Origin of the sequence: Microbacterium hibisci (assembly GCF_015278255.1) — a bacterium.
In the GTDB taxonomy this organism is placed as follows: Bacteria; Actinomycetota; Actinomycetes; order Actinomycetales; family Microbacteriaceae; genus Microbacterium; species Microbacterium hibisci.
On the sequence record NZ_JADIJC010000001.1, the window covers coordinates 452,349 to 475,866 of the forward strand.

The following is a 23,518-nucleotide window of genomic DNA, read 5'->3' on the forward strand; positions in this document are numbered from 1 at the left end:
GCCGGGTTTCGACTCGCTCCGCTCGCTCAACCTCGACCCGGCGCACATCAACGCGGGCTTCGCTCGCATTGATGCGCCCCGCGTCAGGCGTCGATGCGCTCGCGCGCCAGGCGGTCGCTGGAGTCGATGATGAACTCCTTGCGCGGCGCGACGTCGTTGCCCATGAGGAGTTCGAAGACGGATGCCGCGGCCTCGGCATCCTGCATCCGCACGCGCCGCAGGGTGCGGCCGGCGCGATCCATCGTCGTCGTCGCCAGCTGGTCGGCGTCCATCTCGCCCAGACCCTTGTAGCGCTGCACCGGCTCCTGCCAGCGCTTCCCCGCCTTGGTGAGCTTCGTCAGCAGCCCGTGCAGCTCGGCCTCGGAGTACGTGTAGATGGTGTCGTTGGGCTTCGAGCCGGGGTTGATCACGACCACCCGATGCAGCGGCGGAACGGCCGCGAAGACGCGGCCCTCTTCGATGAGCGGCCGCATGTACCGGAAGAACAGCGTGAGCAGGAGGGTGCGGATGTGCGCGCCGTCGACGTCGGCGTCGCTCATCAGGATGATCTTGCCGTAGCGAGCCGTGTCGAGGTCGAACGAGCGACCCGAACCGGCGCCGATCACCTGGATGATCGCGGCGCACTCGGCGTTGGACAGCATGTCGCTGATCGACGCCTTCTGGACGTTGAGGATCTTGCCGCGGATCGGCAGCAGCGCCTGGAACTCGCTGTTGCGGGCGAGCTTGGCGGTGCCGAGAGCCGAGTCGCCCTCCACGATGAAGAGCTCGGACTCGCCGACGTCGTTCGAACGGCAGTCGGCCAGCTTCGCGGGCAGTGACGACGACTCCAGGGCGTTCTTGCGGCGCTGCGTCTCTTTGTGGGTGCGCGCGGAGATGCGCGCCTTCATCTCGGAGACGACCTTGTCGAGCAGGAGCGCCGTCTGCGCCTTGTCGTCGCGCTTGGGCGACGTGAACCGGGCGGTCAGCTCCTTCGAGACGACGTTCGACACGATCTGGCGGACCGCCGGCGTGCCGAGCACCTCTTTGGTCTGCCCCTCGAACTGCGGTTCGGGAAGGCGGACCGTCAGCACCGCGGTGAGGCCGGCGAGGATGTCGTCCTTCTCCAGCTTGTCGTTGCCGACCTTGAGCCGACGCGCGTTCGCGGCGACCTGCTCGCGCAGCACCTTCATGAGCCCCTGCTCGAAGCCCTGCTGATGCGTGCCGCCCTTGGGGGTGGCGATGATGTTGACGAACGCGCGCGACACCGTCTCGTAGCCCGTGCCCCAGCGCACCGCGATGTCGACCTCGCATTCGCGCTGGACCTCGGTGGGGACCATCGCGCCGGACGGCTGCAGCACCGGCACCGTCTCGGTGAAGCTGCCCGATCCGCTGAGCCGCCACGTGTCGGTGACGCCGGAGTCGGGCGCGAGGAAGTCGGCGAACTCGGAGATGCCGCCGTCGAAGCGGTAGCTGGTCTCGACGGGCTCACCGGTCTCGGTGCCCGGCCGCTCGTCACGGATGACGATCTCGAGCCCCGGTACGAGGAAGGCCGTCTGCCGCGCGCGCTGCTCCAGCTCCTGGAGATTGAACGCGGCGTCCTTCGTGAAGATCTGCCGATCAGCCCAGTACCGGATGCGGGTGCCGGTGGCGCCCTTCGGCGCGCGCCCCGCGACGCGGAGCTCGCTGCGGTCCTCGAATGCCGTGAACGCGGAGTCCGGGCTGCCGTTGGAGAAGATCCCCGGCTCGCCTCGATGGAACGACATCGCCCATGTCTTGCCGCCGCGATCGACTTCGACGTCGAGCCGCTCCGACAGGGCGTTCACGACCGACGCGCCGACGCCGTGGAGGCCGCCGGAGGCGGCGTAGGAACCGCCGCCGAACTTGCCGCCGGCGTGCAGCTTGGTGAAGACCACCTCGACACCCGACAGCCCGGTGCGCGGCTCGATGTCGACGGGGATGCCGCGGGCGCGGTCGCGCACTTCGACGCTGCCGTCGGCGTGCAGCACGATGTCGATGCGCGAGCCGTGGCCGGCGAGAGCCTCATCGACAGAGTTGTCGATGATCTCCCAGAGGCAGTGCATCAGACCGCGCGAGTCGGTCGACCCGATGTACATGCCGGGGCGCTTTCGGACCGCCTCGAGCCCTTCGAGCACCTGGAGATGATGGGCGGAGTACTCGGCGGTCACAATCTCCCATCGTAATCGCGGTGCCCGACACGCCCTGGCAGACACGCGTCGGGCGGAGTAGCGCTACGCGCACAGCGAAATGTCATCCGTTCGCGGCATTCTTGGAACATCGGCGTGGTTGTATTTCATGACCGCGAGTGAGTTCTACGCATACGAGGAGGCACCGAAATGACCACGCTATCGACACCCACCGAGACCGGCGCCGTCCTCGAGTACCGCCTCACCGCCATGGATCGCTGCGATTCGTGCGGAGCCCAGGCCTACATCGCCGCCGAGGTCAACGGCAGCGAGCTTCTGTTCTGCGCGCACCACGGCCGCAAGTACGAAGAGAAGCTGCGCGCCGTCGCCACCTCGTGGCACGACGAGACCGCCCGCCTGGCCGAGTAGGCCCCGTCTCGCAGACCCGCACCCGTCGCATCAGCGGCGGGTGTAGCTGCGTTGTACGAGCGGCGACACCCTGAGCGCGATCTCCTCGCCGATCGTGCCGACGAGCTCGGCCAGATCCGTCGCAGTGCCTTCGCCCTGTGCGCCCGGGCCGTAGATCGTGACGACGTCCCCGGCGGCGGCGTCGGGCCACGCGGCCACCAGCGACTCCGAGTCGCCCACGGACAGGAGCTGTCTGCCTCCCGCGGGCGTCCCGACCGTAGCGCGCAGCCGCAGCGACGACGGAAGACCGTCGAGCGCTCCCAGCTCGATCCGAACGGCTGCTCCGTCTACCCGGAGGACGTCCGCCTCGAGCGTGCCGATGGGCCTCAGGCCGAGCTCCCGGGCGGACGGTCCCCCGGCGGAGCGGATGCCGTAGCAGAACGCGCCCACGCGAACCATGTCGTACCGGAACTCGGGGCGGGCGAAGGAGGCCGCGCTGGCAGCCAGATGGCGCATGGCGGGCCGGAGCCCCGCGGCGGCGGCTTGCTCGAGCGCCCATTCGTAGATGCGCCGCGCGTCGTCGTCCTCGGCGTCGGAGGCCTCGGCGATGTGGCTCCAGACCCCGACCACCTCGATGACGCCTGCGGCCTCGATCGCCGCCGCCCGCGCCACGAAGCCCGGCCACGCCTCCGGCCGTACCCCGTTGCGGTGCAGGCCGGTGTCGATCTTGAGGTGCACGCGTGCCAGCGCGCGGCTGTCCCGCGCAGCCTCGGCGAGCTCCTCCAGCAGCTCGGCATCGCCGACGCCCACGTCGACCCGCGCGGCGATCGCGGCGTCGAGATCGTCGCGTGACGCGGCGATCCAGGCGAAGATGCGGGCATCGTCGCCGACCACGTCGCGCACGGCGCACCCCGTCCGCGCGTCGAACGCGCCGAACCACGTCACGCCCGCGGCGGAAGCCGCGCGCACCACGGGTGCCAGGCCGTGCCCGTAGGCGTCGTCCTTGACCACGAGCATCAGCTCCGCCGGCGCCACGGTGTCGCGCACGCGCTCGATGTTCGCGGCGAGGGCCTCGAGGTCCACCCGCAGCCGGGCGGTCACGGGGCCTCCTCGCGGATCGCGCGAAGCCCCACCGTGGTGACGAGCTCTCCGGCGGTCAGTCCCGTCACCCGCGCCCACTCGCCGAGAGACGGCTCGCTGCGCGCCGGGTCGCCGAGGAACAGCACCTCGTCGCCACGCCGGACGGCGGCATCCGCGATCTCCACCACGCACACGTCCATCGCGACGCGACCGACGATGGGCCGCCGCTCCCCCGCGATCGCCACGTCGACGGAGCCCCCGAGCGCTCGCACGACCCCCTGTGCGTATCCGCCGGTCACCAGCGCGATGCGCGTGTCGGCGGCCGCGCGAAACGCGTACCCGTACGACACGCCCTCGCCCGCGCGGAGGTCCTTCACCGACAGCACCGTGCCCGTGAGCCGCAGAGCGGGTGCGACGGCGTCTTCGGAACCGGGCAGCCCGAAGAGCTGAGTCGCCGAAAGCGTGTGCGCGCGGCCGGGCATCGCCCGCGACTCGGAGTCCTCGCGGCGCCCGACCCGATGGCCCTCCGCGCGCAGGAATCCTTCGGCGTCGAGCACCTCCTGCACGAGCCGCGCACCGTGGCCCCAGGCATCCGCCCGCAGGATCGACGGATCGAACGAACGGATGCCGCGCTCACCGGCAGCGCGCGCATTCGCGGTCAGTGCGCCCCGTGAGATCCGAGCGACCGGCGTGCTGCGGGGATGCGATCCCGGCACGGCGATGTCGTGCCCAGGGATCGACGAACTCACGCCTCTAGACTATCGGGGTCCCCCGAACCCGACCCCGGAGCACGCATGTCTTCTCAGGGCCTCGCCCTCTCGAATCGTCTTCGCTACCTCGCCTGGCGCGTCCGTCGCATCGACGTCGGCTCCGTGCTGGAGCGCGCGAAGGAGACCGCACGCGAGCACGGGAAGTGGACCCCGGCGGTCGTGGTCGACATGCTGTGGTCGGCGGGCTTCCGGCAGGTGGGCTTCCAGGACTACGTGGACTACGACTTCGCGATCCTGAATCGCGCCGAGCGCGCGACATACATGACGCACCCGGTCTCGAACGAGCTGTCGCAGAAGTACGACCACCCCGACTTCCGCGGCCTGTTCCAGGACAAGGTGGAGTTCGACCGCACGTTCGGCGAGTTCCTTCGTCGGGACTGGATGGTCGTCGAGGAGGGCAACGCCGAGGCGGTGCGCGCCTTCGCCGAGAAGCACGGCACCATCGTCACCAAGGAGCCCGTCGGCCAGGCGGGCACCGGCGTCCACCGCTACCACGCGGCCGAGGTGAACGACTGGCACGAGTTCCACCGCGGGCTGCTCGCCCGCGGTGAGCTCCTCATCGAGGAGGTCATCCGCCAGCACGCTGATCTCGCGGCGGTCTGCCCGGGGACGGTGAACACCACGCGGGTGACCGCATTCTTCGACGGCGAGAAGACGCACATCCTCGCCATGGCTCAGAAGTTCGGCCGCGGTGCGGTGAGCGACCAGATGACCTTCGGCGGCTTCTACACGATGCTCGACGAGGAGGGGCACGCTCTCGGCCCCGGCTACGACTCCCACGGCCACGTGCACGAGAAGCACCCCGACAGCGGCTTCGTGATCGCCGACTTCCAGCTGCCCATGGTCGAGCAGGTCAAGGAGTTCGTCGACCAGGTCGCCCGTGTCGTGCCGCAGGTGCAGTACGTCGGCTGGGACATCGTCGTCTCCCCGGACGGGCCGGTGCTCGTCGAGGGCAACTGGGGGGCCGGCGTCTACGAGAACAAGCCGAGCGTCACCGGCATCCGCACCGGTCACAAAGCGCGCTATCGCGCCGCGATCGGCTTCTGACGCGAGACCTGACCCCTGCGGAGAAGGCGCGGCACCCGAGGGTGCCGCGCCTTCTCCATCGTGTCGTGTTCTCAGACCGCGCGGACGATGCCGAGCGGAGTCGACTGGTGCCCCTGTCCGAGCGGGTTGTCCTTAAGGATCGAGACGAGCCGCTTCTCACCGCTCTTGTCGAGCGTCGAGCCGAGGATGTTGCCGCCCAGGTCGTTGATGTCGACCACCGCCACCTCGGGCACGTCGCCGAGCAGCGCCTTGACACGCTGAGCGACCTCGCGGGGACGCTCCGGTCCGAGCACGACCGCCTTGTTGTACGGCGGGATGGTGCCGGAGGTGGGACCGTCGATCGCCCGGGCCTTGTCGCCGGCGATGCGGTAGAAGTCGCCCTTTCGCCCGAACAGCTTGGTGACGGCCGAGACCGCGGCGGCGAACAGGATGCGGATCGTGCCGCACTCGCGCAACGCCATCTCCATCGTCTCGGGCATGCCGAGTCCGATGCCGTACGGCGTGCGCGTGACGTACTTCGAGAGGAAGAACGCCAGCTTGCGCGGCTTGATGTCCTCCACGAGGTAGGAGCGGCCCTGCGTGATCGCCACGATCTTCTCGGTCACGAACAGCAGATCGCCGGGACGCACGACATCAGCGGCGTTCTCGCGGATGAACTCGTCGAGGTCGTCGCCCGGCATCACGACCCGCGTGCGGATCGGGATGCGGGCGAACGACGAGCCCTCGACCTGGACGGTGAGCGCCTTGCCGGCGTTCGCCTCGCTCACTCGAGGTAGTCCCGCAGCGACTGCGAGCGGGACGGATGCCGCAGCTTGGCCATCGTCTTCGACTCGATCTGGCGGATGCGCTCACGGGTCACCCCGAACGTGTCGCCGATCTGGTCGAGCGTCTTCGGCTGGCCGTCGCCCAGACCGAAGCGCATGCGGATGACGCCCGCCTCGCGCTCGGAGAGCGAGTCGAGGAGCGACTCGAGCTGACGCTGCAGCATCGTGAAGCCCACCGCGTCGGCGGGGACCACGGCCTCGGTGTCTTCGATGAGGTCGCCGAACTCGCTGTCGCCGTCCTCGCCGAGGGGTGTGTGCAGCGAGATCGGCTCGCGGCCGTACTTCTGCACCTCGATGACCTTCTCGGGGGTCATGTCGAGCTCGCGGCTGAGCTCTTCGGGCGTGGGCTCGCGGCCGAGGTCCTGGAGCATCTGACGCTGCACGCGAGCCAGCTTGTTGATGACCTCGACCATGTGCACCGGGATGCGGATGGTGCGCGCCTGGTCGGCCATCGCGCGCGTGATGGCCTGACGGATCCACCACGTCGCATACGTCGAGAACTTGAAGCCCTTGGTGTAGTCGAACTTCTCCACCGCGCGGATGAGACCGAGGTTGCCCTCCTGGATGAGGTCCAGGAACTGCATGCCACGGCCGGTGTAGCGCTTGGCGAGCGAGACGACCAGACGCAGGTTGGCGCCGAGCAGGTGGCTCTTCGCGCGCTGTCCGTCGCGAGCGACCCACTGCAGGTCGAGGCCGAGCTGCGAGGTCTTCTCCGCAGCCGACATGTGCGACAGCTTCTCTTCGGCGAAGAGACCCGCCTCGATGCGCATCGCGAGCTCGACCTCTTCGGCCGCGTTCAGCAGCGGCACCTTGCCGATCTGCTTCAGGTAGTCCTTGACGGGGTCGGCCGTGGCGCCGGTGATCTGCGTCGAGTAGACGGGGACGTCGTCCTCGTCGCTGGACGAGATGACGATCGCGCCGGTCGGGAGCGGCTCGGTGAAGGCGGGCTTGGTGCTCTCCTCCTCCTCGTCCTCTTCCTCGGCGGCAGCGGTCTCCTCGGTGCCCGCAGCCTTGGGGTCCTTGGCGGCGGCGCCCTCGGCGGCGTCGTCCGACGCGTCCTCGTCGATGTCGCCCTCGAGTTCGACGTCGTCGTCGAGCTCCTCGACGTCGTCCTCGAAGTCGTCGTCCGACTTCTTCGCGCGCTTGGACGCGGTCTTGGGCGCGGCCTTCGCCTTCGCGCCCTTGGCCGCGGGAGCCTTCTTGGTGGCCGGAGCCTTCGCCTCGTCCGTCTCGGTGTCCTTCGCGGCCGAGCGAGCCTTGGTGTTCGTGCCTGGAGTCACGTTTCGCCTTTCACCGGTCGACGCGCCCTGCGCGTCTCCGGTCGGTTTCGGACACTAGTAAGACCCTTGTCAAGTCCCGATCTTCGAAGGGGAGCCCTGCGAAGACGGTTGACAACGGGTCAGAGCGTCTAGTATCTCATACTTGCCGTGCGCCGCCAGCATCGCCCCGCGGAGTCGGGCGCACCTCCATCACAGAGATCAACGCGCCGGTGCCGGGGGGAATTCCGCGCGGCGACGGATCTGCGCCGTCAGGCGCCGCGCTTGTCGTCGTCGGCGGGTCGCGTGGCGAGGAATCGCTCGAGTTCGGCGGCGAGCTCGTCGGCGCTGGGCAGATCGCCGGTGTGGATCATCGGGGTCGCGAGCGTCGAACCGGCCATATACGCGTCGTAGCGCTCCTCGAGGCCCTGGACCATGCGTGCCAGTTCGTCGCTGCCCTCGATCTGCTCGGCGACCTTGTCGAGGTAGTCCCGGTTCTCGTCGCGGAGCTCGTCGCCGGCGAACACGAGGCCGGTCGCCACGGTGAGGCTGTCCAGGGCCGCGAGCGCCGCGGCGGGGTACTCGGTGTCGCCCAGGTAGTGGGGAATCAGCAGCACGAAGCCGGCGATCCGCACGCCGGCGGCGGCGAGCCGGTACTCGAGCAGGTGTCCCGCGGTGGCGGGCACCTGCGTGTGGGGCTGCCACACCGAGTGCGCCTCCGTCAGCTCGGCGCGCGTGCCGCTCACGGTGGTGCCGATGGGACGCGTGTGCGGCACGGGCATCGGGATGGCGTGCACCCAGGTCACCGTCGACACGCCGTAGATATTGGTGAAATCGAGCACCGCCTCGGCGAAGGCATCCCACGCGAAATCGGGCTCGTAGCCCGCCAGCAGCAGGAACGGCTGGCCCAGCGCGTCGTGGGCGAAGGAGAGCTCCAGCCGCTGCGGGCGGTAGTCGGTCAGATGGTCCTTCTCGAACGAGACGATCGGCCGCCGGGCGCGGTAGTCCAGCAGCGTGTCATTGGAGAAGACCGCCAGCGGCGACGGGTCGAGGTCGTCGCGGAAGTAGTCGATCACACGGCTCACGGCGCTGCCGGCATCGGTGAACCCGGTCAAGGCGATCACCAGCGGCAGTCCGCGCGGGACGGGCGGCGCAGAAGCCGCGCGCTCGAACAGCGGACCGGGAAGGGGCATGGGTCCATGCTACGAGCCGTCCGCGCACGCCGGGTCGCGTCGGTCGCGCTCAGAGCGAACAGCGGTCGTCCCTAGGATGGAGACCATGTCGTTTCCCGACCTCGAGTACCGCACTGCACCCGTCCGAGAGTCCGATGCCGACCTCCTCCTCCTCGCTCTTCCGCCGCTCGACGGTGACGGGGCCCCCGACCTCGCCGACTGGCCCGGCCTGCGCGACGCGCTCACGGCGGTCGGATTCACCGGCGGCGCCGGCGCTCTCGTGCGTGTGTACGCGCCCGAGAGCACGAAGCTTCCGCTGGCGGTCATCGGCACGGGCGGCGCTCCGGACGCGACGGCGCTCCGCGATGCGGCGGGTGCGGCGATCCGCTCGCTGACCGGCTTCGCGACGGTGGCTGTCGCCGCACCGTTCGCGGACCCCGCGCTGTGGCCGGCCCTCGCCGAGGGAGCCGCGCTCGGCGGCTACCGCTTCGACGGCTACAAGTCCGACCCGCCCAAGGCGCGCGCGGCGAAGGTCGTCGTGCACGGCACCGCGGACGCCGACGACGCCGCGCTGAAGCTCGTCACCGAGACCGCGGCATCCGTCGCCCTCGTGAAGGATCTCGTGAACGTTCCCGCCGAGTGGCTCGGACCGGCGGACGTCGCGGAGCGGGCCGCCGAGGCCGTCGCGGATCTGCCGGTGACCGTCGAGATCCTCGATGAAGCGGCGCTGCGCGAGCAGGGCTACGGCGGCATCCTCGGCGTCGGGCAGGGCTCGGACCGACCGCCGCGGCTGGTGCGTCTGGAGTACGCGCCGGCCGATGCCGCGCGCCACGTCGCCCTCGTGGGCAAGGGCATCACCTTCGACACCGGCGGACTGTCGCTGAAGCCCGCCGCGTCGATGGTCGGCATGAAGTACGACATGGCGGGCGCCGCCACGGTGCTCGCCGTGCTGCGGGCCGCGGCATCCGTCGGCGCACCGGTGAAGGTCACCGCGTGGCTGTGCCTCGCCGACAACATGCCGTCGGGCCGCGCCACCCGCCCCGGTGACGTCCTGCGTCTGCTCGACGGCACGACCGTCGAGGTGCTCAACACCGACGCCGAGGGCCGGCTGGTCCTCGCCGACGGCCTCGTCGCGGCCAGCCGCGAGCAGCCCGACGTGATCGTCGACGTCGCCACCCTCACGGGCGCGATCCTCATCGCCCTCGGCACCCGGCACACCGGTGTCATGGGTGACGACGAGGCCGTCGCCGCGTATCTTTCCGCGGCCGCCGAGGCCGGCGAGCCGGCGTGGCAGCTGCCGCTTCCGCCGCACATGGTGGAGGAGCTCGACTCCCCCATCGCCGACCTGCAGAACGCCAAGATCGGCGATCCCGCGGGCGGCTCGCTCTTCGCAGGACTGTTCCTGCGCCACTTCGTCGGCCGCACCGCCGACGACGCCGATGCCCCACGAATCCCGTGGGTGCATCTCGACATCGCCGGCAGCGGGACCCACAAGGGCGCGCCGTACGGCTACACCGACAAGGGACCGACTGCGGCCACCGTCCGCAGCCTGATCCGCTTCGTCCTGGCAGACCTCGATGAGGAGGCACGATGACCGACCACACCTTCGATCTCGTCATTCTGGGCGGTGGCAGCGGCGGCTACGCCGCGGCGCTGCGCGCTGCGGAGCTCGGCAAGTCCGTCGCGCTGATCGAGAAGGACAAGGTGGGCGGCACCTGCCTGCATCGCGGCTGCATCCCGACGAAGGCGCTGCTGCACGCGGCTGAGGTGGCCGACACGGCGCGGGATGCCGCGTCCGCCGGCATCCGCGCCACGTTCGAGGGCGTCGACCCGGCGGGCGTCCGCGCCTACCGCGAGGGCATCGTCGCGAAGAAGTACAAGGGGCTGGAAGGCCTCGTGAAGGCGCGCGGCATCACCGTCGTGAACGGCGAGGGACGCCTCGAGGAGGGGCCGGCGGTCCGGGTCGGGGACGACGTCTTCCGCGGCGCCGACGTGATCCTCGCGACCGGGTCGTACAGCCGGACGCTGCCGGGGCTGGAGATCGGCGGCCGCATCCTCACCAGCGAGCACGCGCTCGAGCTCGACGAGGTTCCCGCCAGCGTCGTGATCCTGGGCGGCGGCGTCATCGGCGTCGAGTTCGCGAGCGTGTGGCGCTCGTTCGGAGCCGAGGTCACGATCGTCGAGGCGCTCGATCACCTCGTCCCCAACGAGGACATCGCGCTGAGCAAGGGCCTCGAGCGGGCGTTCCGGCGCCGCGGCATCCAGTACTCGCTCGGGGTGCGCTTCCAGAGCGCGACGCAGACGACGGATGCCGTGACCGTGGCCCTCGAGGACGGCAAGACCTTCACCGCCGACTATCTGCTGGTGGCGGTGGGGCGCGGTCCCGCGACCGCAGGGCTGGGCTACGAGGAGGCCGGCGTCACGATCGATCGCGGCTTCGTGATCACCGACGAGCGGCTGCGCACCGGCGTGGCGCACGTGTGGGCCGTGGGCGACATCGTCCCGGGCCTGCAGCTCGCCCACCGCGGATTCCAGCAGGGCATCTTCGTGGCCGAGGAGATCGCCGGGCTCTCCCCCGTCGTGATCCCCGACTCCCAGATCCCGAAGGTCACCTACAGCCACCCCGAGGTCGCGTCGGTGGGGCTCACCGAAGCCCAGGCCGCTGACGCGCACGGCGCCGACGCCATCGCCGCCTATGAGTACAACCTGGCGGGCAACGGCAAGAGCGAGATCCTCGGGGCCGGCGGCCTCGTCAAGGTCGTGCGGGCGAAGGACGGCCCCGTCCTGGGCGTGCACCTCATCGGCGACCGCGTCGGCGAGCTCATCACCGAAGGACAGCTCGCCGTGGGCTGGGAAGCCCACCCCGAAGACATCGCGCCCTTCATCCACGCGCACCCGACGCAGTCCGAGGCCCTCGGCGAAGCATTCCTCGCCCTCGCGGGCAAGCCGCTGCACGCCCTGTGACCCTTCGGCCCGCCCCCCATCACTAAGCTAGATCCGATATTTCTTCAGAAGGAGACATCCTCATGAGCACATCCGTGGTCCTCCCCGCTCTCGGTGAGAGCGTGACCGAGGGAACGGTCACCCGCTGGCTCAAGAACGTCGGCGATACGGTCCAGGCGGACGAGGGCCTGCTCGAGATCTCCACGGACAAGGTGGACACCGAGATCCCTTCGCCGGTCAGCGGCGTCATCGAGGAGATCCTCGTCCAGGAGGACGAGACCGTCGAGGTCGGCGCCGTGCTGGCCAAGATCGGCGACGGCTCGGGCTCGTCCGATGCCGCACCGGCTCCCGAGGCCGCCGCGGCCGAGGCACCGGCCGCCCCCGCGGCTGAGGCTCCCGCCGCTGAGGCTGCCGCCCCGGCGGCTGAGGCTCCCGCCGCTCCGGCCGCCGAAGCCCCCGCCGCGCCCGAGTCCGCAGCGCCCGCCGCCGAGGCTTCCGCTGCGCCCGCCGCCGGCGGCAAGGACGTCGTCCTTCCCGAACTCGGTGAGAGCGTCACGGAGGGCACCGTGACCCGCTGGCTCAAGCAGGTCGGCGACGAGGTCGCGGTCGACGAGCCGCTCCTCGAGATCTCCACCGACAAGGTCGACACCGAGATTCCGTCGCCGTTCGCCGGGGTGCTGCAGGAGATCCTCGTCCAGGAGGACGAGACCGTCGAGGTCGGCTCACCGCTGGCACGCATCGGCGAGGCCGGTGCTGCGGCTCCCGCCGCTGAGGCGCCCGCTCCCGCTGAGGCTCCCGCTCCCGCTGAGGCTGCCGCTCCCGCTGAGGCTCCGGCGGCCGCTCCTGCGCCGGCCGCTGCCCCGGCTCCGGCCGCTGCTCCGGCCGCTGCCCCGGCTCCGGCCGCTGCCCCGGCTCCGGCCGCTGCTCCGGCCGCTGCCCCGGCTCCGGCCGCCGCCCCTGCTCCGGCCGCTGCCCCGGCTCCGGCCGCAGGCGCCGACGACGACAGCGTCACGTACGTGACGCCGCTGGTCCGCCGCCTGGCGCAGCAGCAGGGCGTCGACCTCGCGTCGGTGAAGGGCACCGGCGTGGGCGGTCGCATCCGCAAGGAGGACGTGCTGAAGGCCGCTGAGGCCGCATCGGCTCCCGCCGCTCCGGCTGCCGCCGCCGCCCCGGCCCCGCTCGAGGTCTCGCCGCTGCGCGGCACGACCCAGCCGATGTCGCGTCTGCGCAAGGTGCTCGCACAGCGCGCGGTCGAGTCGATGCAGTCGACCGCCCAGCTGACGTCGGTCGTCGAGGTCGACGTCACGAAGCTCGCGACCTTCCGCGACCAGGTGAAGGGCGACTTCCAGGCCAAGACCGGCGACAAGCTGTCGTTCCTGCCGTTCTTCGCACTGGCTGCCGCCGAGGCGCTGCAGGCCTACCCCGTCATCAACTCGACGGTGGACGGCGACCAGATCGTGTACCCCGCGACGGAGAACCTCTCGATCGCGGTCGACACCGAGCGTGGCCTGCTGACGCCGGTGCTGCGTGACGCCGCGAGCAAGAACCTCGCGCAGATCGCGCACGAGATCGCCGACCTCGCCGCGCGCACGCGCGACAACAAGCTGAAGCCGGACGAGCTGGCGGGCGGCACCTTCACGCTGACCAACACCGGTTCGCGTGGTGCGCTGTTCGACACGCCGGTCGTCTTCCTGCCCCAGACCGCCATCCTCGGCACGGGCGTCGTCGTCAAGCGCCCCGGCATCGTGACGGTCGACGGCAAGGACGCGATCTCGGTGCGCTCGTACGTCTACCTCGCGCTGTCGTACGACCACCGCGTGATCGACGGTGCCGATGCGGCCCGCTTCCTCGGCGCCGTGAAGACGCGCCTGGAGGCCGCGTCGTTCGAGGGGAACCTCGGCATCTGATCTCGAGCCACCTCTGCTCCTACGGCTGCTGCGCGACGTCATAGACGTCGCGCAGCAGCCATTTTCCGTCCCGGAGCAGGATGACGATCATCTGAGGGGTCGATGAGGCGTCCTGCGGATCGAGGCGCAGCACTGCGAGGTCTCCGAACTCGTCGAGGAGCGTGACCGTGCGCTGCGCCGCGGGCAGGTCGACCGCCCCGGGAGCGAGGGCAGCGGGGTCGACGACGACGCCCGTGAGGCAGGCAGCGTCTGCGGCGCAGGCCAGACGCACGTCCAGCAGCGCTTCCGTGACGCGGGCGAGGTCCGTCGGCGCCTCGCCGCCGGACGACGCCTCGGACTCCGCCTCTGCGGACGGCGCGGTCGCGTCGGTGTCGGACGGCGCGTCCGACTCCGCCTCCCCGGTCGGCGCGGCTCTCGACGCCGGCGGTTCCGCCCCGGTCTGTACCGACGCCGCAGGCGAGTCCTCCGTGGCGACGCCGCCCGCGGCGGGCCAGAGCGCACCGCCGGTCAGCACGGCGGCCGCGACCGTGCCGCCCACGAGCCACGGCGCGCGCCGGCGGCGCCGCTCGGCGGCAGGCGACTCACGGCGACGCAGCCCTCGCCACACCGCTGTCGTAGCCCGCGAGACCGTATCGGCCAGGTCATCGTCGACTCCGGCGATGAGCGCCCGCCACATCGACGAGGGCGCCGGATCCGCCGCGTGACTCGAGCTGGTGCGCGCGGCGGCCTCGGTGCCGGCGGCGCTCTCGGACGCGCTGCGCGGACTGAGGATCACGGTGCTCAGCGGCTCCGGCGTTGCGATCGCGAAGAGCGCCTCCTCCGCGGCGGTCAGCTCGTGGACCGACAGCCGCTCGGCCTCCAGCGCGCGCAGCGCGGTGCCCCACGTGCGCTGCGCGTGAGGCTCGACGGCCACCAGGTTCAGGACGGACGCGGCCTCATCGCGTGCGCGCCGGGATGCGGCATCCGTCGCCAGCACCGGCCTTCCGGAATCGTCCAGCCACCACTCCCCCTGCGTCTCGGGCGCGAGCGCCAGCTGGCCGCAGCCGCGGAGCAGGCTGACGGCGAGGGTCACGGCCTCGCCCAGTGAGAGCGGCATGCGTCCGGCACGTCTGCGGACGAAGTCCTCCACGCGCTCGGTGCACACCGGCAGCACGACGTGGTGCCCGGCGGGGTGGCGGGCGACGTCGAGCGGTGCCAGCACATGACCGTCGGCCGGGGCATCCCACCCGGCCCAGTCGGGCCCCACGGTCTCGGCGTCGACGAGCACCCGAGCACCGCCCGACGTCCGCACGAGGAGGCCCGCCCACGGTCCGTCTTCGCGTGCGCGGACGCTGCGGATCTCGCGGTACGGTCGGCCCAGCGCCGTGTCGTCCGTCGTCATCACGCCAGTGTGGGCGGCCGCGAGCGGGCTCTGAGGCCCACACCGGAGCTCTGTGGATCACCCGGCGCCGCTCGGGGCTGTGGAGGAACCAAGGAGCACCCGTCGGAAAGGTAGTCTGGAAGGCATGGCCGCGCGCAGTTCCGCCCCCGAGAAACGACCGGGATTCTTCTCCCAGATCCGCACTCTGTACACCTTCACGCAGAAGGAGTTCCGCTGGCTGCCGTTCCTGCTGATCGGCATCCTCCTCCTCGGCATCGCCGCCGGTGTCGGCGTGGGCTTCGCGATCCCGCCGATCGCCGTGTGGAGCATCATCCTCTGGGGCCTCACGGGCCTCATGCTCGGTGTGCTCGCCTCGATGATGACCATGACGAGGCTGTCGACCCGCGCGATGTACAAGAAGATCGACGGGATGCCGGGAGCCACCGGTCACGTCCTGTCGACGTCGCTCGGCCGCAAGTGGCAGGCGAGCGAGATGCCCGTCGGCATCAACCCCAAGACCCAGGAGGCCGTCTACCGCGCGATCGGCCGAGGCGGCATCGTGATCGTGGGCGAGGGCGCCCGTGGGCGCCTCACCCGGCTGGTGAATGACGAGCGCTCGAAGGCGCAGCGCGTCGCGTCGGGTGTGCCGGTCACCGTGATCTACATCGGCCACGGCGAGGGCGAAGTTCCGATCGCCAAGCTCGCCTCGACCATCAAGGCGCTGCCGAAGAAGATCGATCGCGCGACGATGGCCGCCGTCATCAAGCGCATCGACTCCGTCTCGCAGTCACTGACGTCGCTTCCCATCCCGAAGGGCATCGATCCCACGAAGGTGCGAGCGCCGCGACCGCGCTGACCTTAATCCTCGAACCTCGGGCCGTCCGCATGGGCGGCCCGACTGGTCTGTCAGGAGCGGATGAGCACCGTGCCCGCGGCCTTGTCGTGCAGTCCGCGCTGGTCGGCGTCCCAGATGACCGCCGGGATCACGACGATGAGCAGCGCCGTGCGCACGATCGGTCGCCACAGCCCGACCCACGCGCCGTCGAGGCGGACCAGTCGCAGGCCGAACAGCCGGTGGCCCGGGCTGCCCTGCAGGGTCGGCAGGAAGACGAGCTGGATCGCTGCGAAGATGGCGAGGATCGCGAGCGGATCCCAGCCGAAGAAGCCCGAGATCAGGTAGGCGGCGCCGTAGTCGACGAAGAGAGCGCCCACTCGGCGGCCCAGCCGGCCGATCGATCCGGCGCCTTCGCGGGGTCGTCCGAGTCGCTCTCCGGGGTAGTCCTGCGTGCTCTGCGTCACCCCTCCAGCGTATCCAGGTCGTCGTAACATCCCGGAAACACAAGAGATACCCCCGGGCAATCCCCTGCGGGTACTTTGCCAGAGAGCCCGACCCGCACGGGCGGATCCGAATGCCCTACCTCTGGAGTCTTCATGTTCAAAGATTCATCCGAGGTGCTGAAGTTCATCAAGGACGAGGACGTCAAGTTCCTCGACATCCGTTTCACGGACCTTCCTGGCGTGCAGCAGCACTTCAACATCCCGGCCTCCACCGTCGACGAAGAGTTCTTCACGGTCGGCCAGCTGTTCGACGGCTCCTCCATCCGGGGATTCGCGAACATCCACGAATCGGACATGCAGCTCATCCCGGATGTGTCGACGGCGTACCTCGACCCGTTCCGCGAGGCGAAGACCCTGATCATGGTCTTCGACATCTACAACCCGCGCAACGGCGAGATCTACTCGAAGGACCCGCGCCAGGTCGCCAAGAAGGCTGAGAAGTACCTCGCCTCGACCGGCATCGCCGACACCGCGTTCTTCGCCCCCGAGGCCGAGTTCTACATCTTCGACGACGTCCGCTACGAGGTGAAGCAGAACTCGAGCTTCTACTCCGTCGACTCCGAAGAGGGCGCGTGGAACACGGGCCGCGCCGAGGACGGCGGCAACCTCGCCAACAAGACCCCGTACAAGGGCGGCTACTTCCCCGTCTCGCCGGTCGACAAGACCGCCGATCTGCGTGACGACATCAGCCTGCGGCTCATCGAGTCGGGCCTCCAGCTCGAGCGCGCGCACCACGAGGTGGGCACGGGCGGCCAGCAGGAGATCAACTACCGCTTCGACACGATGGTCCACGCGGCCGACGACATCCTGAAGTTCAAGTACATCGTCAAGAACGTGGCGAACGAGTGGGGCAAGGTCGCGACCTTCATGCCGAAGCCGCTCTTCGGCGACAACGGCTCGGGCATGCACACCCACCAGTCCCTGTGGCTCGAGGGCAAGCCCCTGTTCTACGACGAGAAGGGCTACGCGCAGCTCTCCGACCTGGCCCGCTGGTACATCGGCGGCATCCTGGCGCACGCGCCGGCGCTGCTCGCGTTCACCAACCCGACGCTCAACTCGTACAAGCGTCTCGTCAAGGGCTATGAGGCTCCGGTCAACCTCGTCTACTCGGCCGGCAACCGCTCGGCGGCCATCCGCATCCCGATCACGGGCTCCAACCCCAAGGCCAAGCGCATCGAGTTCCGCGCGCCTGATGCCTCGGGCAACCCGTACCTCGCCTTCGCCGCCCAGCTCATGGCCGGCCTCGACGGCATCCAGAACCGCATCGAGCCGCACGAGCCCGTCGACAAGGACCTGTACGAGCTTCCCCCCGAGGAGGCGAAGAACATCCCGCAGGTTCCGAACTCGCTGCTCGACTCGCTCGAGGCGCTGCGCGCCGACCACGAGTTCCTGCTCAAGGGCGGCGTCTTCACGCCCGAGCTCATCGAGACGTGGATCGAGTACAAGATCGAGAACGAGATCCAGCCGCTCAACGCGCGTCCGCACCCGTTCGAGTACGAGCTGTACTTCGGCGTCTGATTCCGAGGGGTCTTGAGGACCGCACTCCCGGTTTCCGAGGCCAGCCATTTGCTGAGCCCCAGGCGGCATCTGCCGTCTGGGGCTCAGTCTATCTCTGGTCGTTTACGGACGGCTACGGGGAGTAGACGGACAGGTTTTCGGACGGTGTGCGGATGACCGCTTCCGCTCACGCGCAGCGACGGCGAGAGGCACAGGCGGCGGCCTGGTGACTCACCAAGACCAACTGATGGGCTCGACGCACTCCCCGCTCACAGCTCGTGAGGTGGGCATGCTGCCCACTGTCGTACGCCCCCGCGCCCGGCGAGGAAGCTCATGCGCACGGTGACCATCCGACCGCCGAACCGAGCGACGCTCTGTCTGGGTTAATATTCGAAGACCAGCCGGGCGAGCACCTTGCCGGAGAGCACCTCGTCGATGGCTTCGTTGACCTGCTCGATCTTGCGGCCCTCGGCGATGATCCGCGTGTGTCCGGCGGCGTGCAGCGCGAACACCTCGCCTAGGTCCTGCCGCGTGCCGACGATCGACCCGATGATGGAAATACCCTTCAGAACGGTCTCGAAGATCGACACGCTCATCTCCTGGTCCTTGGGCAGGGCGACGCAGATGAGTCGGCCGCCACGCGCGAGTGAAGCGAACGCCTGCTCGAACACCTTCGGCGACGCCGCGAGGACCAGGGCGACATCGGCTCCGCCAAGCGACTGGATAGCGGCGACCGGATCGACCCTGGCCGCGTTCACGACGTGTTCGGCACCGAGCTCCTTCGCGAGTTCCAGCTTGTCGTCCTCGACGTCGACGGCGATCACTGAGCCGCCCATGATGCGCGCGTATTGAACGCCCAGATGGCCCAGACCGCCGATGCCGAAGATCGCCACCTTCTCCGTCGGCACGATGGACGCGACTTTCAGCGCCTTGTAGGTCGTGACACCCGCACAGGTGAGGGGCGCAGCATCCAGCGGGGTGACCCCATCTGGGACCTCCACGACATGCGAAGCGCTCGCGACCGCGTACTCGGCGAATCCCCCGTCGACCGAGTAGCCGCTGTTCTGCTGCTGCTCGCACAGCGTCTCTCGCCCGTCGATGCAGTAGCGACAATGGCCACACGCATAGCCGAGCCACGGAATCGCGACCCGGTCACCGACGGACCGGTTCTCGACACCCGCGCCCACACGCTCGACGATGCCGACGCCTTCATGACCGGGAACGAAAGGGAGTCCGGGCTTGACCGGCCAGTCGCCATGGGCGGCGTGGATATCGGTGTGGCACAAGCCGCAGGTCTCGAGGCGGACGAGAACTTGGCCCGGATCAGGCACCGGAATGTCGCGCTGCAGGATCTCGAGCGGTGAGGTGAACGATGAAACGACTGCGGCCTTCATGATGCATCCTTCAGATCGTCGCGCGGCGGTTCACCTTGGCGAGGGTCCGCGCACTCCCTGCGCACTGTCACCATTCCATCCCGCCGCGCCATCCGCCAGCCTCTCCCCTGCGGGAACGCCGACGGAACATCTGAGCCGTCGCCGGCACGATCCCCATCTTCCCGGGGCCTGGGCTCGAACGCACCCGACGTGAGCCGCCGGCACATCCCCGGGGGATACTCTGGCATCGACTTATGACCGGGGAACAGGAGCGTGTATGAGCGACGCTGGCATAGGGCATCCACTGCCGTCGGTCGACGACCACCGATCGACCCAACGCTCGGCTCGCGCCTCGACGCTGTTCGCTCTTCCGTTCGCGATTGCCAGTCTCCTCGTCGTGTTCGGTCTGGCTGGTCTGGGCTTCGAGGTCGAGACGCTCCTCGGAGTCGTCCTCGCCGGCACGGTGTTCGTCCCCGCCCTTGTCGAGATCGTTCTGCGCACATCCATCCCCCGCGCACTGCAGCTGCACTACCTGATCTTCATCGTTGCCGGTCCGCTGGCCGGGAGCGTGCTGCACGTGTACAGCGCCATCCCCCGATGGGATGCGTATGTGCATTTCGACTCGGGCGTCATGCTCGCGTGGCTCGGCATGCTCGCGGTGCGGCGTGCCGAAGAACGTGCGGGAGTCCCGCTGCCCGTCTGGTTCGGGCTGACCATCGTGATGGCGATCCCGATGGCGTTCGCCGGGGCGTGGGAGATCTCCGAGTTCGTCAGCGACGTCGTCCTCGGCACAACTTCTCAAAGCGGCCTCGAGGACACGATGTTCGACATCGTCGCGGGCACGGCCGGCGGGCTGTTGGCGATCGCGCTGCTGATGGTCGCCCGCCGACCACGCACCGTTGCACCCCTGTCACTGCTTCGCGGCGGCCGTCGCCGCTGACGCTCCGCATTTCGCCGAGCAGCAACGATGCTTCGAGATCGCAGTCGACGCGTCGGACCCCGCGCTCGCTCCGCGAGCAGTACGCGCCGTAGGATCGCAGCACCGTGATGACCCGGATCTCGCGGACGACCTGATTGCCAGGCCGCGAGACATATCGAAGGAGATATCGATGGCTACGAAGAACCTCGCACTGGTGGTCGGCTCGTACGATGACACCGAATCTGCGTCGGACGACTACCAGGCCCTCCGCAGCGGACAGGACGCGGGAGGCTACGAGGTCATCGGCGCGGTCGTGCTCGTCCGTGACAAGGACGGCAAGGTCCAGGTCAAGGAGCACGGCGACAAGTCCGTCGGCCATGGCGCGGCCTGGGGGGCCGGCGCGGGCGTCGTCGTCGGGCTTTTCGCACCGCCACTGTTGGCGGCGACGGCGGTCGGCGCGGGCATCGGCGCGATCCTCGGAAAGATCAAGAAGAACCGAGAAGAGAAGCAGTTCGGCGTCGACGTCGACGAGTACCTCGCTCGGGGGACCTCGGCCGTCGTGGCGGTCGTCGACGACCGGTGGGCCGACAATGTCGAAAAGGCACTAGCGCGAGCCGACAAGCGGATCAGCAAGGCGATCGACTCCGACGACTACGAGAAGCTTCGCGAGGCGATCGAGAAGTCGGCCGACGACGTCGTCGAGCAGATCAACTCCTAGCCTTCCGACGCGGGCAAGAGAACGGTGGAGCCCCGCGACGACATGCGGGGCGCCGCCGCACCGCCCGGGCTGCGACTCGCGGCGCAGTTCACCGAGGGAGCAGCCCGGCGGGCGAGCGCCGGGCCTCACCGCCGGAACCTCGCCCGAGACCGGCGGTGACTGTCGAGCATAGGGGCAAGACCCCTCTCCTTACTCAGCGCGTGGAGCACCGAAACCCCGCGTCGCGGAATCAAGGATCAGACCTCCGAGCATCACGGCGTTCCCACGCAACGTCGTGGCCGACCCGCATCGCCGAGGAGGCCATCAATGACCCGATCGGCCTCGGCGGATCACCTGTGGAGAACTCGGTAGCCGAGGTGTACGAATCCGGATGCGAATCTGTGCTCGTCGAACAGCTCAAGATCGAGCTGAAGCGTCTTGTCGAAGAGCCGGATGCCCCCACCGACGACGGCGGGCGCCACCACGACGTGAACCTCGTCGAGCACACCGGCGCGTGCGGCTATGGACGCCAACTGCCCACCACCCACCGCAAGCGGCGCACGCGAGGCGTCTTTCATGCGGCGGGCCTCATCGGCGTCGAATGTGTCGCGCAACTCTGTCCGGCGAGTGGAGACGGACCTCAGGTGGCGCGAGTAGACGACCTTATCGACACTGCGCCACCGGAGCGCGAACTCGCGGTCAGGAGTCGACAGATCCTCGAGCGGGACGTCGTCCCACATCTTCAGCGCCTCGTAGACCTTCCTGCTGTACAGGTGAGTACGAACGGGTGCGAGGAGCTCGTCGACGAAGGAGTGGACCTCTTGATCGCGGGTCGCCCACTCCCATCCGAAATCAGGACCCGCGATGTAGCCGTCGAGCGAGGAGGAGTTGAAATAGATCATCGAGCCCACAACTCCGTACGCTACTGCCTTCGCGTCGATACGGGTGGCTGAGCAAGTTGATGCACGGCCAACGGCGCGCTGACCCTACCGCCGTGCTGTCTTCGGGTGCCAACATGTGTGATTGATGGGGTGGATGCGCACGACAGCGGGGCGCGGGTGGCGTGGCACGCTGTCGCGCGCTGTGGTGAGCACCGCAGTACTCGCGTTGCTGGGTGCCGTTGGACATGTGTCGACGATCCAGGGCCCAGCGGGCACGCTCGAACTGGTCGCGTTCGCGGTTCCCGATCTGCCGAACGATTCGCCCACGCCGACGCCGTTCGAACCGACGCCTACGCCTACGCCGACGTCGACACCGACTCCCACACCTACGCCTTCCGACTCCTCGACGCCGACTCCTCAGCCGACAGGGTCTCCCGACGCGACGCCGACCCCGGTGACCACGGCGACGCCTGGACCGACCGCGACTCCTGAGCCGACGATGACGACGGTGCCTGCCATCCCACCGGCGGTGACCAGCTCGACGATCGCCTGGCCGACGCTGGCGCTCGCGCTCGGCGTGCTGATCGCCGCGGGCGTGCTGATCTGGCTATTGCTGCGGCGAGAAGTCCCGCGAAGCGAACCCCCACCCGTGTCGGACCAGGTCGCCCAGAATGCGACACCCGTCGTGCTGGACGCGATGGCGGCCCTGGGCACGGCGATGATCGACAGCGGCTACCCCGTCGGGCTGGTCCGCAGCGCCCTCGATGACACGGCAAGAGCGAATGGTCTGACATCTGCGGAGGCCGTGGTTTTCCCGACATCCATACTCGTCTCATCGGGCGATGCCGGTTCCGCTCAGACCCGCGCCGTGGCCGCTGGCGACAGCGTCGCGCTGCTCTACCAGGTCGACGCCGTCGATCGGATCGCGGGCGTCGCCCGAACTCGACCGAACAGCGCGAACTGGGTGCGCCGGCAACTCGCGCGCGTCCCCGAGTTGCCGCCGCCGTTCACGAGTGCCCAGCGCATCGGCGCCTACGCGCTTCTGTCTGCTGCGCTGAGCGTGCTGCTGGGGTCCTCGTGGCCGGGAGTGGTCGTCGCTGGCGTGCTCGGCCTGGGGGTCGGGGCGCTGCTGCTCGCGACTGAGCGACTCGAGCCCGCGTATCAGGCGTTGGTCGTCGTCGCCGCCTCGCTGGGTGTGGGCTTGTCCGTGCTCGCGGTGGCGCATCTGGTCGATCCGGGGGTGCTGCCGGCGATCGTCGCGCCCTTGATCATGCTGCTGCCGGGAGGTCTGCTCACGATCGCGGTGATCGAACTCGCCACGGGCCACATCGTGTCTGGAGCCGCTCGATTGGCTGCAGGCGCGATCCGGCTGCTCCTGCTCGCCACTGGCATCGTCGCGGCCGCCGCACTCATCGGTGTCCCCGCGATCACCGCGACCCACTGGCCCTTGGGCCCTGTCGCCCCATGGGTCGCCGTCGCTGTGTTCGGCGTCGGCATCAGCGTCTACCAGTGCGCGCGACCCTCATCCGTTGGTTGGATCCTGATCGTCCTCTACGTCGCATATGGCGCTCAGGTGATCGGAGACGTGTTCTTCGACGGTGTGCTGTCGGCGCTCGTGGGCGCTGCGGCGATGACCCCGGTGGCCGTCGTGGTGGCACGCCAGCGAAGCGGACCCCCGGCCCTGGTGAGTTTCCTTCCCGCGTTCTGGCTGCTGGTGCCCGGCGCGCTCGGACTCATCGGCGTCGCGAGCGTGCTCGAAGGCGGATCGTCCGGAATGAACACGATCATCTCCACGATCGCCACGATGGTCTCGATCGCGCTCGGAGTGCTGGTGGGGTTGGTCGCGTCCGGCTCGGTGCGTGGCTTCCGCAATTCTCCCGCCGCGGACTGGATGGACGACACTCCCGTGGAGTCACGTTGACC

Annotated in this window: 20 protein-coding genes; 10 read left to right on the forward strand and 10 right to left on the reverse strand. The window is 69.4% G+C overall.

What is annotated here, in order from left to right; genetic code table 11:
• Positions 1–83 precede the first annotated feature (83 nt).
• Complete coding sequence (locus IM770_RS02185) at positions 84–2,165, reverse strand: DNA gyrase/topoisomerase IV subunit B (protein WP_372430626.1); 2,082 nt, start codon at positions 2,163–2,165, stop codon at positions 84–86.
• 168 nt (positions 2,166–2,333) lie between these two features.
• Here IM770_RS02185 and IM770_RS02190 point away from each other — a divergent pair, with 168 nt between their 5' ends.
• Positions 2,334–2,552, forward strand: a complete 219-nt coding sequence (locus tag IM770_RS02190) for a DUF7455 domain-containing protein (RefSeq protein ID WP_109212204.1) — start codon at positions 2,334–2,336, stop codon at positions 2,550–2,552.
• Between the two features lie 30 nt (positions 2,553–2,582).
• Here IM770_RS02190 and IM770_RS02195 read toward each other — a convergent pair whose 3' ends face one another.
• Entirely contained in the window at positions 2,583–3,632 is a 1,050-nt protein-coding gene (locus IM770_RS02195) for an alanine racemase (RefSeq protein WP_203579482.1), read from the reverse strand.
• Positions 3,629–4,360 carry an alanine racemase C-terminal domain-containing protein gene (locus IM770_RS02200; protein WP_203579483.1) on the reverse strand — a complete coding sequence of 244 codons (732 nt, stop codon included), beginning with the start codon at positions 4,358–4,360 and terminating at the stop codon, positions 3,629–3,631. Before IM770_RS02200 ends, IM770_RS02195 begins: the two co-directional genes overlap by 4 nt.
• A gap of 45 nt (positions 4,361–4,405) precedes the next feature.
• Between IM770_RS02200 and IM770_RS02205 the strand changes: the two genes are divergently transcribed.
• Positions 4,406–5,428, forward strand: a complete 1,023-nt coding sequence (locus tag IM770_RS02205) for a sugar-transfer associated ATP-grasp domain-containing protein (protein ID WP_203579484.1) — start codon at positions 4,406–4,408, stop codon at positions 5,426–5,428.
• Between the two features lie 71 nt (positions 5,429–5,499).
• Here the strand turns inward: IM770_RS02205 and IM770_RS02210 are convergent, their stop codons facing one another.
• The 3 genes from IM770_RS02210 to IM770_RS02220 all read right to left on the reverse strand — a co-directional run bounded on the left by IM770_RS02210 (position 5,500) and on the right by IM770_RS02220 (position 8,701).
• On the reverse strand, positions 5,500–6,195 hold the full coding sequence (locus IM770_RS02210; RefSeq protein ID WP_203579485.1) for a coenzyme F420-0:L-glutamate ligase: 696 nt from the start codon (positions 6,193–6,195) through the stop codon (positions 5,500–5,502).
• Positions 6,192–7,532, reverse strand: coding sequence for an RNA polymerase sigma factor (locus tag IM770_RS02215; protein WP_203579486.1), 1,341 nt, complete (start codon positions 7,530–7,532; stop codon positions 6,192–6,194). The genes IM770_RS02210 and IM770_RS02215 overlap by 4 nt, the downstream gene beginning before the upstream one ends.
• A gap of 248 nt (positions 7,533–7,780) precedes the next feature.
• The gene (locus IM770_RS02220) at positions 7,781–8,701 is read right to left on the reverse strand and encodes a proteasome assembly chaperone family protein (RefSeq protein WP_203579487.1); all 921 of its coding nucleotides are present in this window, start codon (positions 8,699–8,701) and stop codon (positions 7,781–7,783) included.
• 85 nt (positions 8,702–8,786) lie between these two features.
• Between IM770_RS02220 and IM770_RS02225 the strand changes: the two genes are divergently transcribed.
• The 3 genes from IM770_RS02225 to sucB all read left to right on the forward strand — a co-directional run bounded on the left by IM770_RS02225 (position 8,787) and on the right by sucB (position 13,530).
• Positions 8,787–10,274 (forward strand): leucyl aminopeptidase, encoded by a 1,488-nt coding sequence (locus IM770_RS02225; RefSeq protein WP_203579488.1) that lies wholly within the window; start codon positions 8,787–8,789, stop codon positions 10,272–10,274.
• Positions 10,271–11,644: a dihydrolipoyl dehydrogenase gene (gene lpdA, locus IM770_RS02230; RefSeq protein WP_203579489.1), complete on the forward strand. Its 1,374-nt coding sequence runs from the start codon at positions 10,271–10,273 to the stop codon at positions 11,642–11,644. The genes IM770_RS02225 and lpdA overlap by 4 nt, the downstream gene beginning before the upstream one ends.
• A gap of 62 nt (positions 11,645–11,706) precedes the next feature.
• Complete coding sequence (gene sucB, locus IM770_RS02235; RefSeq protein ID WP_203579490.1) at positions 11,707–13,530, forward strand: 2-oxoglutarate dehydrogenase, E2 component, dihydrolipoamide succinyltransferase; 1,824 nt, start codon at positions 11,707–11,709, stop codon at positions 13,528–13,530.
• Positions 13,531–13,549: 19 nt separating this feature from the next.
• On the opposite strand, the gene IM770_RS02240 is transcribed toward sucB, so the two are convergent.
• Complete coding sequence (locus IM770_RS02240) at positions 13,550–14,911, reverse strand: hypothetical protein (protein ID WP_203579491.1); 1,362 nt, start codon at positions 14,909–14,911, stop codon at positions 13,550–13,552.
• 124 nt (positions 14,912–15,035) lie between these two features.
• Between IM770_RS02240 and IM770_RS02245 the strand changes: the two genes are divergently transcribed.
• Positions 15,036–15,746: a DUF4191 domain-containing protein gene (locus tag IM770_RS02245; protein WP_203579492.1), complete on the forward strand. Its 711-nt coding sequence runs from the start codon at positions 15,036–15,038 to the stop codon at positions 15,744–15,746.
• 50 nt (positions 15,747–15,796) lie between these two features.
• Here the strand turns inward: IM770_RS02245 and IM770_RS02250 are convergent, their stop codons facing one another.
• Positions 15,797–16,189, reverse strand: a complete 393-nt coding sequence (locus IM770_RS02250; protein WP_307785347.1) for an RDD family protein — start codon at positions 16,187–16,189, stop codon at positions 15,797–15,799.
• Positions 16,190–16,321: 132 nt separating this feature from the next.
• On the opposite strand from IM770_RS02250, the gene glnA reads away from it, so the two are divergent.
• Positions 16,322–17,746, forward strand: coding sequence for a type I glutamate--ammonia ligase (gene glnA, locus IM770_RS02255; RefSeq protein ID WP_203579494.1), 1,425 nt, complete (start codon positions 16,322–16,324; stop codon positions 17,744–17,746).
• Between the two features lie 362 nt (positions 17,747–18,108).
• Here the strand turns inward: glnA and adhP are convergent, their stop codons facing one another.
• On the reverse strand, positions 18,109–19,119 hold the full coding sequence (gene adhP / locus IM770_RS02260; protein ID WP_203579495.1) for an alcohol dehydrogenase AdhP: 1,011 nt from the start codon (positions 19,117–19,119) through the stop codon (positions 18,109–18,111).
• A 256-nt stretch (positions 19,120–19,375) separates the two neighbouring features.
• On the opposite strand from adhP, the gene IM770_RS02265 reads away from it, so the two are divergent.
• Positions 19,376–20,038, forward strand: coding sequence for a DUF2238 domain-containing protein (locus tag IM770_RS02265; protein WP_203579496.1), 663 nt, complete (start codon positions 19,376–19,378; stop codon positions 20,036–20,038).
• A gap of 169 nt (positions 20,039–20,207) precedes the next feature.
• Positions 20,208–20,735 (forward strand): DUF1269 domain-containing protein, encoded by a 528-nt coding sequence (locus IM770_RS02270; protein WP_203579497.1) that lies wholly within the window; start codon positions 20,208–20,210, stop codon positions 20,733–20,735.
• Positions 20,736–21,064: 329 nt separating this feature from the next.
• On the opposite strand, the gene IM770_RS02275 is transcribed toward IM770_RS02270, so the two are convergent.
• Positions 21,065–21,616: a dihydrofolate reductase family protein gene (locus tag IM770_RS02275; RefSeq protein WP_239065715.1), complete on the reverse strand. Its 552-nt coding sequence runs from the start codon at positions 21,614–21,616 to the stop codon at positions 21,065–21,067.
• A gap of 556 nt (positions 21,617–22,172) precedes the next feature.
• Here IM770_RS02275 and IM770_RS02280 point away from each other — a divergent pair.
• Positions 22,173–23,516, forward strand: coding sequence for a threonine/serine exporter family protein (locus IM770_RS02280; protein WP_203579499.1), 1,344 nt, complete (start codon positions 22,173–22,175; stop codon positions 23,514–23,516).
• The last annotated feature ends 2 nt before the right edge of the window (positions 23,517–23,518 follow it).

What these genes read in the sequence shown, in the direction of transcription:
- IM770_RS02190 (WP_109212204.1), top strand. Translation starts at nt 2,334, where the DNA reads ATGACCACGCTATCGACACCCACCGAGACCGGCGCCGTCCTCGAGTAC.
- IM770_RS02240 (WP_203579491.1), bottom strand. Translation starts at nt 14,911, where the DNA reads ATGACGACGGACGACACGGCGCTGGGCCGACCGTACCGCGAGATCCGC.
- adhP (WP_203579495.1), bottom strand. Translation starts at nt 19,119, where the DNA reads ATGAAGGCCGCAGTCGTTTCATCGTTCACCTCACCGCTCGAGATCCTG.
- IM770_RS02220 (WP_203579487.1), bottom strand. Translation starts at nt 8,701, where the DNA reads ATGCCCCTTCCCGGTCCGCTGTTCGAGCGCGCGGCTTCTGCGCCGCCC.
- glnA (WP_203579494.1), top strand. Translation starts at nt 16,322, where the DNA reads ATGTTCAAAGATTCATCCGAGGTGCTGAAGTTCATCAAGGACGAGGAC.
- IM770_RS02265 (WP_203579496.1), top strand. Translation starts at nt 19,376, where the DNA reads ATGAGCGACGCTGGCATAGGGCATCCACTGCCGTCGGTCGACGACCAC.
- IM770_RS02270 (WP_203579497.1), top strand. Translation starts at nt 20,208, where the DNA reads ATGGCTACGAAGAACCTCGCACTGGTGGTCGGCTCGTACGATGACACC.
- IM770_RS02275 (WP_239065715.1), bottom strand. Translation starts at nt 21,616, where the DNA reads ATGATCTATTTCAACTCCTCCTCGCTCGACGGCTACATCGCGGGTCCT.
- IM770_RS02245 (WP_203579492.1), top strand. Translation starts at nt 15,036, where the DNA reads ATGGCCGCGCGCAGTTCCGCCCCCGAGAAACGACCGGGATTCTTCTCC.
- IM770_RS02225 (WP_203579488.1), top strand. Translation starts at nt 8,787, where the DNA reads ATGTCGTTTCCCGACCTCGAGTACCGCACTGCACCCGTCCGAGAGTCC.
- lpdA (WP_203579489.1), top strand. Translation starts at nt 10,271, where the DNA reads ATGACCGACCACACCTTCGATCTCGTCATTCTGGGCGGTGGCAGCGGC.
- sucB (WP_203579490.1), top strand. Translation starts at nt 11,707, where the DNA reads ATGAGCACATCCGTGGTCCTCCCCGCTCTCGGTGAGAGCGTGACCGAG.
- IM770_RS02205 (WP_203579484.1), top strand. Translation starts at nt 4,406, where the DNA reads ATGTCTTCTCAGGGCCTCGCCCTCTCGAATCGTCTTCGCTACCTCGCC.